Below are 13,876 nucleotides of genomic sequence, written 5' to 3' on the forward strand. Positions count from 1 at the left end.
CCCTTGATGTCCTTGAACTTCTCGGGTTGGCGCTCCTTGATTTTGTCCAGGTTTTCGCTGTTGTTGGTGGCCACGTCCACCTGCTTGTTGGCCACGGCCAGCGCATTGGTCTCGTGGTTGGCGCTGCGCACGATCTTGAAGTGGGTTTTCACGTCGACCTTGTTTTGCGCAAACGCGTAGTAGCCGGGCACCAGAAAGCCCGAAGTGGAGTTGGGGTCGCCATTGCCAAAGCTGAGCGACTTGCCGTTCTTGAGCACGTCGTCGAGCGTGTTGTGAGGACTGTCCTTGTGCACGATGAGGTGTGAGTAGTAGCCCTGGGTGCCGTCGGCATTGACCATCTGCGCGAAGACTTCGGCGTTGGCGCGGTCCACCGCCTCCATGGCCGATTTGTTGCCCAGCCAGGCCACCTGAACCTTGTTGAAGCGCATGCCTTCAATGATGCCGGCGTAGTCCGGCGCAAAGAAGGCGCGGATCTTGAAGCCCGTCTGCTTGGCCATGTCGTCCAGCAGTGGCTGCCAGTCGGCCTTGAGGTTCTGCGTGGCCTCGGTGGAGATGATGCCGAAGTTGATGTCCTGGGCGTGGGCGCCGGAAAGACCCAAACCCAGAGCGAGCGCGGAAAGCAGTTTTTTGAACATGGGGAAACTCCAGAGGGAAGACAAAGAATCACTGCCCGATCAGGCAGCGCGAACCATGGCAGGTGCCCACTGAGGGGTTGGTGCAGCAACCGGCGCAGCCACCGGATGCAAGGGCATGGCGTCCGCAAGGATTTCGTCGGCGTGCACGCCATACAGGCTTCGCAACAGTGCGGGCGTAAGGGCGGCCGAGGGGCCGTCGTACACCACCTGCCCGTGGTGCAACGCCACCACGCGCGGGCAGTATTTGATGGCCACATCCACCTGGTGCAGCGACACGATGACGGTGCAGCGGTCTTCGCGGTTGATGCGCGCAAGAATGTCCATGACCTTGCGCGAGGACTCGGGGTCCAGCGACGCAATGGGCTCGTCGGCCAGCACCACCTTGGCGCCCTGCACCAGGGTGCGCGCAATCGCGGCGCGCTGCTGCTGCCCGCCCGACAGGGTGGACGCGCGCTGCGCATGGCACTCGGCAATGCCCACGCGGTGAAGGGCCTCCAGCGCCAGGGCGCGCTCCTGCGGCTTGAACATGCGCAGCCAGCCGCGCCACGAGGGCGTGCGGTGCAGCAGGCCCACCAGCACGTTCATCAACACGGGCAGGCGGTCCACCAGGTTGAATTGCTGAAACACAAAGCCCACCTGCGAACGCACCTTGCGGATGTCGCTGTGGATGCGTCCGCCCTGCTGCACGCAGCGGCCATCCACCTCCACCAGCGACTCGCTGTTGCCATCGGCCACCACCAGGCCGGCCACATGGCGCAGCAGCGTGGATTTGCCCGAACCCGAGGCCCCGATCAGTGCCACCATTTCGCCCGACTGCACCGTCAGGTCGATGTCGCGCAGCGCGTGCTTGCCATTGGCAAAGTGCTTGTTCAGGCGCTGGATGCGCAGGGCAGTGGACATGGTGGATCTCCTGAAAAATCTGTCTAGACAACCGCAGTGTGCGGAGCTTGCGTGACAGTGGCTTGACGGTTTCGGGAAGTTTGGGTGTCAGCGCAAGTGAGCGGATGCAGCACCCTGCGCACTACAAACTCAATAGCTAGTAGCGCTTGCTGTGAGAGCGTTGGATGCCAATTTGGCTTATTTTTTCTACAGCACGCGCTGGCCTTCGCGCCATACGCCGCGCACCACGGCCTGGCGGCTGCCATCCGGCAGCTCGGCCATGTGCACCTGCACCAAGTCGGCGCGCAGGCCGGGCGACAGCTCACCGCGATCAGCCATGCCCGCCGCCTTGGCCGGACTGCGGGTGACGGTGGCCACGGCCTGTGGCAGGGGCAGGATGCCCTCCTGCACCAGCCGCATCACCGCGCTGAGCAGGCTGCCGGGCACGTAGTCGGACGAGAGGATGTCCAAGAGCCCGCGGCGCGCCAGATCAGCCGCCGCCACGTTGCCCGAGTGCGAACCGCCGCGCACCACGTTGGGCCCGCCCATCACGGTGAGCAGCCCGCGCTCGTGCGCGGCCTGGGCAGCGGCCAACGTGGTAGGGAACTCCGACATGGCCGCCCCCTCGGCATGGGCCTGCTCCACATGCGCCACAGTGGTGTCGTCGTGGCTGGCCAGCGAGATGCCATGCGTGCGGCAGTAGTCCACAAAGTACGCGCGGTGCGGCTCGGCGTATTGCGCCTGCAGCGTGGCCGCATGCGCCACCTGGCGCTCGAACTTATCGGCGCTCCAGCCCTTCTTGCCGGTGTAGTAGGTGCGCGCCTGCTCGATGTTCTCCCACTGGCGCTGGCCCGGGGTGTGGTCCATCAGCGAGATTAGCGACAGGCGCGGGTGGCCGTGGAAGGGCTCGAACAGGTCTATGGTGTTGGGTGCGGGCAGCTCGCAGCGCACATGCAGGTGATGGTCTGCGCGCAGCAGGTTGCGCTCGGTGCAGGTGTCGATGGTGTCGAGCACGCGGTTCCAGGCGCTGCCACGCAGACTGTCCACATCGGCCTCGCCCACGCCCAGCGCGTCCAGCACCGTCGTGATGCCTGCGGCCGCAATCTCTGCGTCGTGCGCCAGCAGTGCGGGCATCTCGGCCCATTGCACCTTGGGGCGCGGCATGAGGTGGCGCTCAAAATTGTCGGTGTGGATTTCCACCAGGCCCGGCAACAGGTAGTCACCCCCCAGGTCGATGCCTTGCAGGGCCGCGGTGGCCCCGCTGTCCAGCGACGCGATGCGCCCAGCATCCACATGCAGACTGCCCTGCACCACTTCGCCCGGCAGCACCATGCGGGCGTTCTTGAACACAATCCCGGTCATGCCGATGCTCCCCGAAAATCGCCCACGTTCACGCGGCGCGTGGCCACGGCGGCACCCACCTGCGCGTCGTGAAAAATGCCGACCAAGGCCGCCCCGCGCTCCACCGCCTCGCGGATCATCGCAATCACCGTTTCGGTGTTGGCCGCATCGAGCGATGCGGTGGGCTCGTCGAGCAACAACAGCGGCTTGGGCTTGATCATGTTGCGGGCGATGTTGATGCGCTGCTGCTCACCGCCGGAGAAGGTGGCGGGCGGCAGGTGCCACAGCCGCTCGGGAATGCGCAGGCGGGTCAGCCACTGGCGGGCGGCCTCACGCGCTGCCTCGATACCTGCAGGGTCGTCCCCCGCGTCTTCGGCCAGCGGCTCTGCCACCACGTCCAGCGCCGACACGCGCGGGATGACCCGCAGGAACTGGCTGACATAGCCCACGGTGTCGCGCCGCAGCTGCACCAGCGCACGCGGCGTGGCCTGCGTCACATCCACCACGGTGCCATCGGCCGAGCGCACCGTGATGCGGCCCGCATTGGCTCGGTAGTTGGCATAGATCATCTTGAGCAGCGTGCTCTTGCCCATGCCCGAGGGACCGTCAAGGACCACACACTCGCCCGGCTGCACGGCCAGGTCCACCTGGGCGAGCACGGGTAGTTCGATGCCGTTCTGGTGGTGCAGGGTGAAGCGCTTGGCCACCCCTTGCATCTGAAGGATGGGCGCAATGGAAGGCTGGTTCATGGCTGCAGTACCGAAGAAACGAGGAGCTGGGTGTAGGGGTGTTGCGGGTCGTCGAGCACCTGGTCGGTCAGGCCCGCCTCCACCACGCGGCCGCGCTGCATGACCACCATGCGGTGCGCCAGCAGGCGCGCCACGGCCAGGTCGTGCGTGACCACAATGGCGGCCAGTTGCATCTGCCGCGTGAGCTGGCGCAGCAGGTCCAGCAGGCGCGCCTGCACCGACACATCAAGGCCCGAGGTGGGTTCGTCCATGAACACCAGACGTGGCTGCGTGACCAGGTTGCGCGCAATCTGCAGGCGCTGGCGCATGCCGCCTGAAAACGTGCGCGGTGCATCGTCGATGCGCGCGGCATCGATCTCCACGCGCTGCAGCCATTCCGTGGCCGTGGCGCGCAGGCGGCCGTAGTGGCGCTCGCCCAGGCCCATCAGGCGCTCGCCCACGTTGGCACCGGCGGACACATCCATGCGCAGGCCGTCCGCCGCGTTCTGGTGCACAAAGCCCCAGTCGGTGCGCGCCAGCAAGCGTTGCTGGGCTTCGGACATGGCATAGATGTCCTGCAGCTCGCCGCTGCGCTGGCGGAACTGCACCGTGCCTTCGTCCGGGGCGCTGCGCGCCGCAATGGCGTTGAGCAGCGTGGACTTGCCGGAGCCCGACTCGCCCACCACGGCCAGCACCTCGCCCGGCCACAGATCAAAGGACGCGCCTTGCAGCGCCACGCGGTCGCCATAGCGCTTGCTGACATTGCGCACGCTCAGCAGCGGCGCAGAAGGTTCGGGGTGATTCATGTGAGGGTCTCGACAACAAAGCTCAGGCCATGCTGCGCAAAGCCCAGGGATTCATAGAAGGCATGCGCGCCCTTGCGGCGGGCGTTGGACGAGAGCGCGAGCTTGTAGCAGCCCGCGTCGCGCGCCTGCTGCATGGCGTGGGCCATCATCTGGCGGCCAATGCCTCGGCCCTGCTGGTCCTGTGCCACTACCACGTCTTCCACGATGGCCGAGGGCGTGCCCCGGTGCGCCAGGTTGTGCATGACGAGCAGCGCATAGGTGCCCACCACGGCGCCGTGCTGCGCGGGGTCGCAGGCCACCCACAGGCGGTAGCTGGGGTAGCGGGCGAACTGGGCCCACACGGCCTGGGCTTCTTCCAGGGTCAGCACGTCGGCCGGGCTGTCTTCAATGGCGGCATACAGCGCCAGCACGCTCTCCAGGTCGGCCTGCCCGGCTTCGCGGATGTGCACAGCGCTCATGCGGCGCCGCCTTCCACCTGCGCAGATTCGGCCTGCTGCACCTGCTGTGCTTGGCGCTCCTGGCAGTAGTCCGAGTCCGAACACACGTGCATGCGCCCGCCCTGATCGTCCGTGATGACCTCGTCCAGAAAACTGTCCGTGGCGCCGCACAGCGCGCAGGCGGCGTCCCAGCGCTGCACCTCGAACGGGTGGTCCTCAAAACCCAGGCTCTCCACCGGTGTGTAGGGCGGCACGGCGTAGATGCGTTTTTCGCGGCCCGCACCAAACAGCTGCAGCGCGGGGTTCATGTGCATCTTGGGGTTGTCGAACTTGGGGATGGGCGACGGCGCCATCACGTACCGGCCATTGACCAGCACGGGGTAGTCGTAGGTGGTAGCGATGTGGCCGTAGCGCGCAATGTCCTCGTAGAGCTTGACATGCATGAGCCCGTACTCGGCCAGGCCGTGCAGGGTGCGCGTTTCGGTCTCGCGCGGCTCCAGGCGTTGCATGGGCTCGGGCACCGGCACCTGGTAGACGATGACCTGGCCCTCGGCCAGCGGTGTCTCGGGGATGCGGTGGCGCGTCTGGATCAGAGTGGCCTCGCGCGTGCGGGTGGTGGTGGCCACGGCGGTGGTGCGCTCGAAGAAGCGGCGGATGTTGACCGCGTTGACCGTGTCGTCCGATCCCTGGTCGATGACCTTGAGGCAGTCCTGCGGGCCGATGATGGACGCGGTGACCTGGATGCCGCCCGTGCCCCAGCCATAGGGCAGCGGCATTTCGCGCGAGCCAAACGGCACCTGGTAGCCGGGGATGGCCACAGCCTTCAGGATGGCGCGGCGGATCATGCGCTTGGTGCGCTCGTCCAGGTAGGCAAAGTTGAAGTGGCCGTCCACCGGCGCTGCGTCGGCGGGCAAGCCCATCACGGCGGGTTCCATGGGGGCGTTCATGCGGCGTCCTCCTCTGCGGGGGTTGTGGGGTGGGCGGCAGCGGCGCGCATCTTGCGCACCAGCTCCAGCTCGGACTGAAAGTCCACGTAGTGCGGCAGCTTCAGGTGCTGCACGAAGCCTGAGGCCTCCAGGCTGTCGCTGTGGCCCAGCACGAACTCCTGCATCTGCGCAGGGGACTCGACGGGCTCACCCAACTCGTCGGCGCGCAGGGCGCGGTCCACCAGACTCATGGCCATCGCCTTGCGCTCGCTGTGGCCAAAGGCCAGGCCGTAGCCGCGTGTGAACTGCGGTGGCTGGCTCTTGCTGCCGGCAAACTGGTTCACCATCTCGCACTCGGTGATCTCGATATCACCAATGTCGATGGCAAAGCCCAGTTCTTCGGGTTCGATCTCCACGGCCACCGTGCCCAGGCGCACCTCGCCTACAAACGGGTGCGAGTGCGAATAGCCACGCTGGGTGGAATACGCCATGGCGAGCAGGAAGCCCTCGTCGCCCCGCGCCAGGTTTTGCAGTCGCGTGGCCCGGCTGGCGGGGAAACGCAGCGGCTCGCGAGTGAGATCGGTGGGCATGGGATCACCCGGCGGCACAGGGCGGGTCTCGATCAGCCCTTCATGGTTGAGCAGGTCCACCACACGCGGTGTGTTGGGAGGCGTGAAGGCCGCCGCACTGCCTTGCGCAGCAGGTGCTGCAACTGCTTCGCCCTGCGCGAGCAAAGTGAAGTCGAGCAGCCGTTGCGTGTAGTCGTAGGTCGGGCCCAGCACCTGTCCGCCGGGCAGGTCCTTGAAGGTGGCAGAGATGCGCCGGTCCAGCGCCATGCGGCTGGTATCGAGCGGGCACGTGGTGCCCAGGCGCGGCAGCGTGGCGCGGTAGGCGCGCAGCAGGAAGATGGCTTCCACCAGATCGCCCGCCGCCTGCTTGATGGCAAGGGCCGCAAGCTCGGGGTCGTACACCGATCCCTCGGTCATGACGCGGTCCACCGCCAGCTTGAGCTGCTGGCGGATCTGCGCCACCGAGAGTTCAGGCTGTGCCGCATCGCCCCGGCGCTGGCGGGCCAGCAACTGGTAGCTGTTGAGAATGGCGGCTTCTCCGCCTTTGACGGCTACGTACATGCTCAGGCCTCCTGAAGGGCAGTGGCACCGCGCGTTGCCCGCGTGGTGCGTGGCAGACCCACGATGTGGTCTGCAGTGGCCAGCAGCAGATCCACACCGCGTGGAAACACCCCATGGTTGGCCGCCCACTGGGCCTCGAAGTCGTCGGGCAAACCATCCACCTGCAAGGCCGCCACCTTCTGGATGCCGGGGCCACGCAAGTGCCACGCATCACTCGCGTCCACCGTGGTGGCGGCGGCACGCGATACATCGACCACGCAAGTCGCTGATTGGTCGGGGTAGATGTCGGTGCCCAGGGCCAGACGGTTCAGGGCAGGCAGCGCATCACCCTGCGCCACCCACACAAAACGAGCCTGCGCAGCGTCGGCCACCACAGTGCAGCCTGTGTGAAAGCGCAGCCAGGCACCGGCATCACGGGCTGCCAGCCTGGGCGAGAGCCACAGCGTGCAGTCGCTGTCGAGTAGCGCCAGCAGCACGGCAGCCGATGCGGCATGCCCCACGGCAGGAGCTTGCGCGTCGTGTTCTACCGCCACCGTGCGGCAGGGGTGCGACAGCGCCTGCAGCACCGCGCGGAACACCGCCTGGCTGCCAAAGGCTTCATTCGAAAATCCGGCACCCAGCGATGCCAAGGGGTTCGTGCTCATTCGGTGTCCTCGTCGTTGTCGGCACCGCTTTCGCGCGCCACGGTAAAGAAGTCCACCTTGGTGCTGGCAGCCCGCGCCTGGCGCTCGGCCTGCGTATTGCGCAGGTGGTTGCGGATGGGTTCGAGCAGTTGTGCGTCCAGCACCTGTTGCTGGGCAGGGTCTTGCAGCAGGGCATCGGCCAAGGCCGCCAGCTGCACCTGACGGTGCGATCGGCCCAGCACGTAGGCCACGCCCACAGTGGCCTCGGCGGCGTCCGATGCGTCGGCCACGCGCAGCGCGCAGCGGGTGACGGTGACCTCGCCGAGGTTGAAGCGCTCGCCCGTGCCACCGGCGCGGCCCTGCACCATCATCAGGCCGGTCTCGGGCGCTCGCAGCCAGCGCGCGGGGCGCGTGGCATGCTCGTGCAACGCAGATTCGAGCAGCCCCAGCGGCGCCCGGGCCAGCAGCGCCATCCACTGCGCGCGGCCCAGGGGGCGGCCCGGCCCCGGGTTGTCAAAGGCTTGAAACATGGAAGTGGTACCCTGAAAGTTGTATAGACAAATTGAACAACTGGCGCCAGCTTAAAGAGCGCGCATGTAGGTTTCATGACAGCCAGCACCACCTCTCTCACGACCCCGCTACAGGTCCCGCAAGCACCACCACTGCGCCCTGCGCGCGACAGCTTCTGGACGCGCATTGCCGCCGAGCTGGCCGAGGCCATCGGCAGCGGCGTTTACCCTCCCGGTCAGCGCCTGCCCTCGGAGCACGCGCTGGCCGAGCAGTTCGGCGTGAACCGCCACACCATCCGCCGCTCGCTCGCCAGCCTGTGCAGCCAGGGGCTGGTGCGCATCACGCAGGGCAGCGGCACCTATGTCGAAGACTTTGCGGTGGACCTGGTGCTGGGCAAGCGCACGCGCCACCAGCAGGGCCTGGCACAGGCGGGGCTGCGCGGCAGCCTTGTGGTGCTGCAGGCGCAGACCACGCGGGCCACGGCTGCCTTGGCCAAGGCGCTGCAGGTACCCGCGCGCAGCCCGCTGCTGGCGCTGCGCGTGCGGGGCGACGCCGAGGGCCAGCCCCTGCACATCAGCGAGCGCTACTTTCCCCTGCCCCGCTTCGAGAACCTGGCGGCCGTGGTGCGCGAGACAGGCTCCATCACCGCCGGCTTCACCGCCCACGGCGTGGCCGACTACACACGCCGCGAAAGCCGCATCACCGCAGAGCTGCCCAGCGCTGAAGTGGCCGCCCAGTTGCGCCAACCCACCTCACGCCCCGTGCTGCAGGTAGAAAGCCTGAACGTGGACCTCGCAGGCACGCCCATCGAATGGGCCCGCGCCTGGTTTGCGGGCGACCGCGTGAAACTGACCATTGACCACGATGAACACGCCTGAGATGCCACCCACCCACCACCGCTATGCGGTCTATTTCGCACCCAACCCGGGCAGCCTGGGCTGGCTGGCTGGCAGCCACTGGCTGGGGCGCTGCGCCGCGCTGCTGCAGCCGCTGCAGCAGCTCGCCATCGACGGCGTGGCGGCGGACGACCTGCACCGCCTAACCGCAGCGCCCCGCCGCTACGGCTGGCACGCCACGCTCAAGGCGCCGTTTGCCCTGGAACCCGGCACCGACTGGATCACGCTGCACCAGGCCGTGCAGTCCGTCGCACGCGGGCTGCAACCCTTTGTGTTGCCGCCGCTGCAGGTGCAACGCATCGACGACTTTCTGGCGCTGGTGCCCCCGGCGTTGCACCCCGCCAATGCGCAGATCCAGGAGACCGCCGCCGCCTGCGTAACCGCGCTGCAGCCCCTGGCCGCCCCTCTTTCTGACGCGGACCTGGAGCGGCGCCGCGCGGCAGGGCTCACCGCCCGGCAGGACGCACTGCTACAGCAATGGGGCTACCCGTTTGTGCTGGACGAGTTCCGCTTTCACATGTCGCTCACCGGCAGTCTGGCGCAGGTGGACCCGCCAACGCAGGCGCTGGTGTTCGAGGCTGCACAGGAATTCTTCTCGGACCTGCCCAACCTCCAATTCAACAGCCTCGCCTTGTTCGCAGAGCCCACGCCCGGTGCAGACTTTGTGCTGCTGGATCACCTGGAGATGGGCGCATGACCACCGGCAGACTGATTTACTGCATGGGCCCCTCGGGCGCGGGCAAGGACAGCCTGCTGGACTGGCTGCGCGCCCACCTGCCCCAGCCCTGCACCGTGCACTGGGCGCAGCGCACCATCAGCCGTGCCGCCACATCCGGCGGCGAAGCGCATGACAGCGTTTCGCCCCAAGCGTTTGCTGCACTATGCAGCGAGCACGCGTTTGCCCTGCACTGGCAGGCCAACGGCCTGGGCTACGGCGTACGGCATGCGCAACTGGCGCCGCTGGCGCAAGGGCACTGGGTGCTGCTCAATGGCTCGCGTGCCTACCTGCCCCAGGCCCTGGCGCGCTTCCCGGACCTCGTAGCGGTGCACATCACCGCCAGCCCGCAGGTGCTGCGCGCACGGCTGCTGTCGCGGGGCCGCGAGACGCGCGAAGAAGTGGAGGCCCGGGTGCAGCGCGCGCTGGCGTACACACCGCCCCCAGGCACTGTCAGCCTGGAAGTGCACAACGACGGCGCGCTGAGCGATGCAGGCCAGCGGCTGCTGAGCGCGTTGGAAAATTTACCGGGCTGGCCCCGGCGCAGTGGCAAACTTTCGCCCGTTGCTCCCTTACTTTCCAGCACGCCATGACCACTATCACGATCTATCACAACCCGAAGTGCGGCACGTCCCGCAACACCCTCGCCATGATCCGCAACAGCGGCGTGGAGCCCGAGGTCATCGAATACCTGAAAACCCCGCCCGACCGCGCCACGCTGGTGGCGCTGATTGCTGCCACGGGCGAGCCAGTGATCAACGCCGTGCGCACCAAGGAGGCGCTCTTCACCGAGCTGCAACTGGACGCACCGGGCGTCACCGATGCGCAGCTCATCGCCGCGATGCTTCAGCACCCCATTCTCATCAACCGCCCCATTGTGGTCACGCCCCTGGGCACGCGGCTGTGCCGCCCGTCCGAGAAGGTGCTGGACATCCTGCCTGCGCCGCAGCGAGGCGCTTTCACCAAAGAAGATGGCGAAGTCGTCATCAACGCGCAGGGCCAGCGTGCCTGAAGCCATAGACCACACCATGGCGCTCGGCACCGCATGAGTGCCGCGTCACAACGCTGGACGGTGGCGCGCTTGGGCACGGCCCAGACGCTGGCCTGGGCTTCGTCCTATTACCTGCCCGCCATGCTGGCCGCGCCCATGGCACGCGACTTGGGCGTGGCCACACCCACGGTGTTCGCAGCGTTTTCGGTGGCGCTCATCGTGTCGGCGCTGCTCGGGCCTTTCGCAGGCCGGGCCATCGACCGCCATGGTGGCCGCCCGGTGCTGGTGGGCACCAACCTGCTGTTTGCCGCCAGCCTGACCGGCATGGCGCTGGCCCAAGGCCCGGTGGGGCTGTTTGCCGCCTGGGTGCTGATGGGCGTGGCCATGGGCTCCGGCCTGTACGAGGCCGCATTTGCCACGCTGGTGCGGCTGTATGGCCAGGGCGCACGCGGCGCCATCACCGGCATCACGTTGATTGCAGGCTTTGCCAGCACCGTGGGCTGGCCGTTGTCGGCCTGGATGGAGGTGCAATGGGGCTGGCGTGGCGCATGTGCCGGCTGGGCGGCATTGCACTTGCTGGTGGGCGTGCCGCTCAACGGCTGGCTGCCACGCGCCGACACTGCAGAAAAGCTCCCCCAACCTTCAGCGGATGCACCTGCGGCGGCCACCACGGAACCGGCGGCATCCGCACCGCCCGCTTCCGCTCACCCGCTGCGCACCACCGTGCTGCTGTCGTTTGTGTTTGCCGTCACCTGGTTCACCAGCACCGCCATGGCGGCCCACCTGCCGCGCCTGCTGCAGGCCAGCGGTACGTCGCTGCAAGCGGCTGTGGCAATGGCCGCGCTGGTGGGCCCCGCGCAGGTGGCGGCGCGCCTGCTGGAGTTTGGCTTGCTGCGCCGCCTGCACCCGCTGCTGTCGGCCCAGCTGGCTGCCGCCGCACACCCCGTGGGCGCGGGCCTGCTGATGGTGCTGGGCGGGCCTGCCGCGGCAGCATTTACCGTGCTACACGGGGCAGGCAACGGGATACTGACCATTGCCAAGGGCACGCTGCCACTGGTGCTGTTTGGGCCAGCAGGCTATGGCGCCCGCCAGGGCCTGATGATGGTGCCCGCCCGCGTGGCACAGGCCTTTGCACCGGTGCTGTTTGGCATGCTGCTGGACAGTGCCGGGGCAGCCGCCCTGTGGCTCACCACACTGCTGGGCCTGGCTGCGCTGGCCGCCCTGTGGCTGCTGCGTCCCGTGGCGCGGGCCTGAACGATCTATCGATCCATCGCTCAGCCGCACGGCACCACAAACGCCCTGCGCGCAGCCAGCGCTGCGGCGCGCGAATGGCAGCCCTCCAGGTGATCGTTGACCAGCCCCATGGCCTGCATGAAGGCGTACACCGTGGTGGGGCCCACAAAGCTCCAGCCACGTTTCTTCAGGTCCTTGGACATGGCAATCGACGCGGGCGACGTGGACAGGGTGCGCGCCACTTCGCGCGTGATGCGCTCGGGCCGGTCGGCGGCAGCGGGTTCATACCGCCACACGTAGTGCGCCAGCGATCCAAACTCGCGCCGGAGCTCCAGCACACGCTGGGCGTTGTTGATGGTGGACGTGATCTTGCCGCGGTGCCGCACGATGGCAGCGTCCTGCACGAGGCGCTCCACGTCATGCGCGTCAAACGCGGCAACCTTTTCAGCATCAAAGTTGGCAAACGCTGCGCGAAAACCCTCTCGCTTGTTCAGGATGGTGAGCCAGCTCAGCCCCGACTGAAAGCCCTCCAGGCAGATCTTTTCAAACAGCCTGCGGTCGTCCGCCACCGGGAATCCCCATTCGCTGTCGTGGTACTGGCGGTAAAACGGCGTGGCCTGGCACCAGGTGCAGCGCGGGCAGCCGGCCTCGTCGGCAAACAGGCCTTCGGGCAAGACCTGCGGTTCTGGGGTGGGTTCAGCAGTCATGCGCTGCATTCTAGAAACCGCCAAGGCCAGGCTGCTGACAACGTGGCAACGTCGCTGTCCATCTGCCCATAAACTGCCTGCATGCGCCAGCCTTTCTCCCGCCTTTGGGCTTTTTCCACCCTCACGATCAGCCTGACCCTGGCGGGCTGTGCCAGCACCACGGGCCCCACCAGCGCGCTGGGTTACTACTGGCAATCGGTGCGCGGCCACCTGCAGCTGATGCACGCGGCCGAGCCCATCGACCGCTGGATCGCCCGCACCGACATCCCACCCGCCCTGCGCGAGCGGCTAAAACTGGCGCAGCGCGCCCGCGCCTTTGCCGTGGCCGAGCTGGGTCTGCCCGACAACGCCAGCTACCGCCGCTATGCGGACCTGAAACGCACCGCAGCCGTCTGGAACGTGGTGGCCGCGCCGCCCTATGCGCTGACGTTGCACACCTGGTGTTTTCCGGTCACGGGCTGCATCGGCTACCGGGGCTACTTCACCGAGTCCGACGCGCAAGCCGAAGCGGCGGAGCTGGCCGCGCAGGGACTGGAGGTGGAGGTGTACGGCGTGCCCGCCTACTCCACGCTGGGTTACATGAACTGGGCGGGTGGCGACCCGCTGCTGTCCACCTTCATCGCCTGGCCCGAGGGCGACTTTGTGCGCCTGCTGTTCCACGAGCTGGCGCACCAGGTGGTGTACGCCAAGAACGACACCCTGTTCAACGAATCGTTTGCCACGGCGGTGGAGCGCATCGGCATTGCGCAGTGGCTGGCCACCGAGTCCACGCCCGAGGCGCGCGCAGCCTTTGCTACCAGCGAGGTGCGACGCAGCGCCTTCCGCGCGCTGACGCGGGCCACACGGGCCCGGCTCGCAGCAATTTATGAACAAAAAGGGGCTCCAGCGCTTGATGGCAAAGCGCTAACAGCTATGAAAAGTGAAGCAATGACCGCCTTTCGCACCGACTACGCCGCCCTGCGTGCGCGCTGGCTGGGCACCCCGGGCGGCCCCGCACCCGTGGCCACCACGGCCCAGGTGGCAGGTTACGACCGCTGGGTGGCCCAGGCCAATAACGCCAGCTTTGCCGCCCAGGCCGCCTACGATGAACTGGTGCCCGCGTTCGAGGCCTTGTTTGAACGCGAGGGCCGCAACTGGCCCCGGTTTTATGATGCCGTACGACAACTGACGCAGCAGCCCCCGCCCGAGCGCCACCAGGCCCTGCGCGCCCTTTTACCTGAACCCCGACACTTCAAGGAGACACCCGGTGCCTGACATCCATATCCACCGCGACCACCACCTGGGCTTCAAGGAAGCCCGCAAAGTGGCTTTCTCCTGGG

The 13,876-nt window shown here is 67.4% G+C and carries 17 protein-coding genes; 6 read left to right on the forward strand and 11 right to left on the reverse strand.

Annotated features, from left to right (window positions below):
* The 10 genes from phnD to phnG all read right to left on the reverse strand — a co-directional run.
* The coding region (phnD, locus tag KYG_RS01745) for a phosphonate ABC transporter substrate-binding protein (RefSeq protein WP_008903088.1) at positions 1 to 635 on the reverse strand (635 nt) is incomplete at its 3' end.
* Between the two features lie 39 nt (positions 636 to 674).
* A complete protein-coding gene (gene phnC / locus KYG_RS01750; protein ID WP_008903089.1) occupies positions 675 to 1,535 on the reverse strand; it encodes a phosphonate ABC transporter ATP-binding protein in 861 nt (286 codons plus the stop codon).
* 186 nt (positions 1,536 to 1,721) lie between these two features.
* Complete coding sequence (locus tag KYG_RS01755; RefSeq protein WP_008903090.1) at positions 1,722 to 2,876, reverse strand: alpha-D-ribose 1-methylphosphonate 5-triphosphate diphosphatase; 1,155 nt, start codon at positions 2,874 to 2,876, stop codon at positions 1,722 to 1,724.
* Positions 2,873 to 3,604, reverse strand: a complete 732-nt coding sequence (phnL, locus tag KYG_RS01760; RefSeq protein WP_008903091.1) for a phosphonate C-P lyase system protein PhnL — start codon at positions 3,602 to 3,604, stop codon at positions 2,873 to 2,875. The genes KYG_RS01755 and phnL overlap by 4 nt, the downstream gene beginning before the upstream one ends.
* Entirely contained in the window at positions 3,601 to 4,389 is a 789-nt protein-coding gene (phnK, locus tag KYG_RS01765; protein ID WP_008903092.1) for a phosphonate C-P lyase system protein PhnK, read from the reverse strand. Before phnK ends, phnL begins: the two co-directional genes overlap by 4 nt.
* On the reverse strand, positions 4,386 to 4,847 hold the full coding sequence (locus KYG_RS01770; RefSeq protein ID WP_008903093.1) for a GNAT family N-acetyltransferase: 462 nt from the start codon (positions 4,845 to 4,847) through the stop codon (positions 4,386 to 4,388). Before KYG_RS01770 ends, phnK begins: the two co-directional genes overlap by 4 nt.
* Positions 4,844 to 5,773 (reverse strand): alpha-D-ribose 1-methylphosphonate 5-phosphate C-P-lyase PhnJ, encoded by a 930-nt coding sequence (locus KYG_RS01775; protein WP_008903094.1) that lies wholly within the window; start codon positions 5,771 to 5,773, stop codon positions 4,844 to 4,846. The genes KYG_RS01770 and KYG_RS01775 overlap by 4 nt, the downstream gene beginning before the upstream one ends.
* A complete protein-coding gene (locus tag KYG_RS01780; protein WP_008903095.1) occupies positions 5,770 to 6,882 on the reverse strand; it encodes a carbon-phosphorus lyase complex subunit PhnI in 1,113 nt (370 codons plus the stop codon). Before KYG_RS01780 ends, KYG_RS01775 begins: the two co-directional genes overlap by 4 nt.
* Before the next feature lie 2 nt (positions 6,883 to 6,884).
* Complete coding sequence (phnH, locus tag KYG_RS01785) at positions 6,885 to 7,526, reverse strand: phosphonate C-P lyase system protein PhnH (RefSeq protein WP_008903096.1); 642 nt, start codon at positions 7,524 to 7,526, stop codon at positions 6,885 to 6,887.
* On the reverse strand, positions 7,523 to 8,035 hold the full coding sequence (gene phnG, locus KYG_RS01790; RefSeq protein ID WP_008903097.1) for a phosphonate C-P lyase system protein PhnG: 513 nt from the start codon (positions 8,033 to 8,035) through the stop codon (positions 7,523 to 7,525). Before phnG ends, phnH begins: the two co-directional genes overlap by 4 nt.
* 75 nt (positions 8,036 to 8,110) lie before the next feature.
* Here phnG and phnF point away from each other — a divergent pair, with 75 nt between their 5' ends.
* The 5 genes from phnF to KYG_RS01815 are packed head-to-tail and all read left to right on the forward strand — an operon-like array spanning position 8,111 to position 11,871.
* Positions 8,111 to 8,893, forward strand: coding sequence for a phosphonate metabolism transcriptional regulator PhnF (phnF, locus tag KYG_RS01795; RefSeq protein ID WP_008903098.1), 783 nt, complete (start codon positions 8,111 to 8,113; stop codon positions 8,891 to 8,893).
* Positions 8,880 to 9,608, forward strand: a complete 729-nt coding sequence (locus tag KYG_RS01800) for a DUF1045 domain-containing protein (protein WP_008903099.1) — start codon at positions 8,880 to 8,882, stop codon at positions 9,606 to 9,608. Before phnF ends, KYG_RS01800 begins: the two co-directional genes overlap by 14 nt.
* On the forward strand, positions 9,605 to 10,219 hold the full coding sequence (gene phnN / locus KYG_RS01805; RefSeq protein ID WP_008903100.1) for a phosphonate metabolism protein/1,5-bisphosphokinase (PRPP-forming) PhnN: 615 nt from the start codon (positions 9,605 to 9,607) through the stop codon (positions 10,217 to 10,219). The genes KYG_RS01800 and phnN overlap by 4 nt, the downstream gene beginning before the upstream one ends.
* Complete coding sequence (arsC, locus tag KYG_RS01810) at positions 10,216 to 10,638, forward strand: arsenate reductase (glutaredoxin) (RefSeq protein ID WP_008903101.1); 423 nt, start codon at positions 10,216 to 10,218, stop codon at positions 10,636 to 10,638. Before phnN ends, arsC begins: the two co-directional genes overlap by 4 nt.
* A 33-nt stretch (positions 10,639 to 10,671) precedes the next feature.
* A complete protein-coding gene (locus KYG_RS01815; RefSeq protein ID WP_008903102.1) occupies positions 10,672 to 11,871 on the forward strand; it encodes an MFS transporter in 1,200 nt (399 codons plus the stop codon).
* A 20-nt stretch (positions 11,872 to 11,891) separates the two neighbouring features.
* Here the strand turns inward: KYG_RS01815 and KYG_RS01820 are convergent, their stop codons facing one another.
* Positions 11,892 to 12,557, reverse strand: coding sequence for a DNA-3-methyladenine glycosylase I (locus KYG_RS01820; protein WP_034692693.1), 666 nt, complete (start codon positions 12,555 to 12,557; stop codon positions 11,892 to 11,894).
* Between the two features lie 81 nt (positions 12,558 to 12,638).
* On the opposite strand from KYG_RS01820, the gene KYG_RS01825 reads away from it, so the two are divergent.
* Complete coding sequence (locus KYG_RS01825; protein ID WP_008903104.1) at positions 12,639 to 13,811, forward strand: aminopeptidase; 1,173 nt, start codon at positions 12,639 to 12,641, stop codon at positions 13,809 to 13,811.
* Positions 13,812 to 13,876 lie beyond the last annotated feature (65 nt).

Source organism: Acidovorax sp. NO-1, assembly GCF_000238595.1.
Classification (GTDB): domain Bacteria; phylum Pseudomonadota; class Gammaproteobacteria; order Burkholderiales; family Burkholderiaceae_C; genus Acidovorax.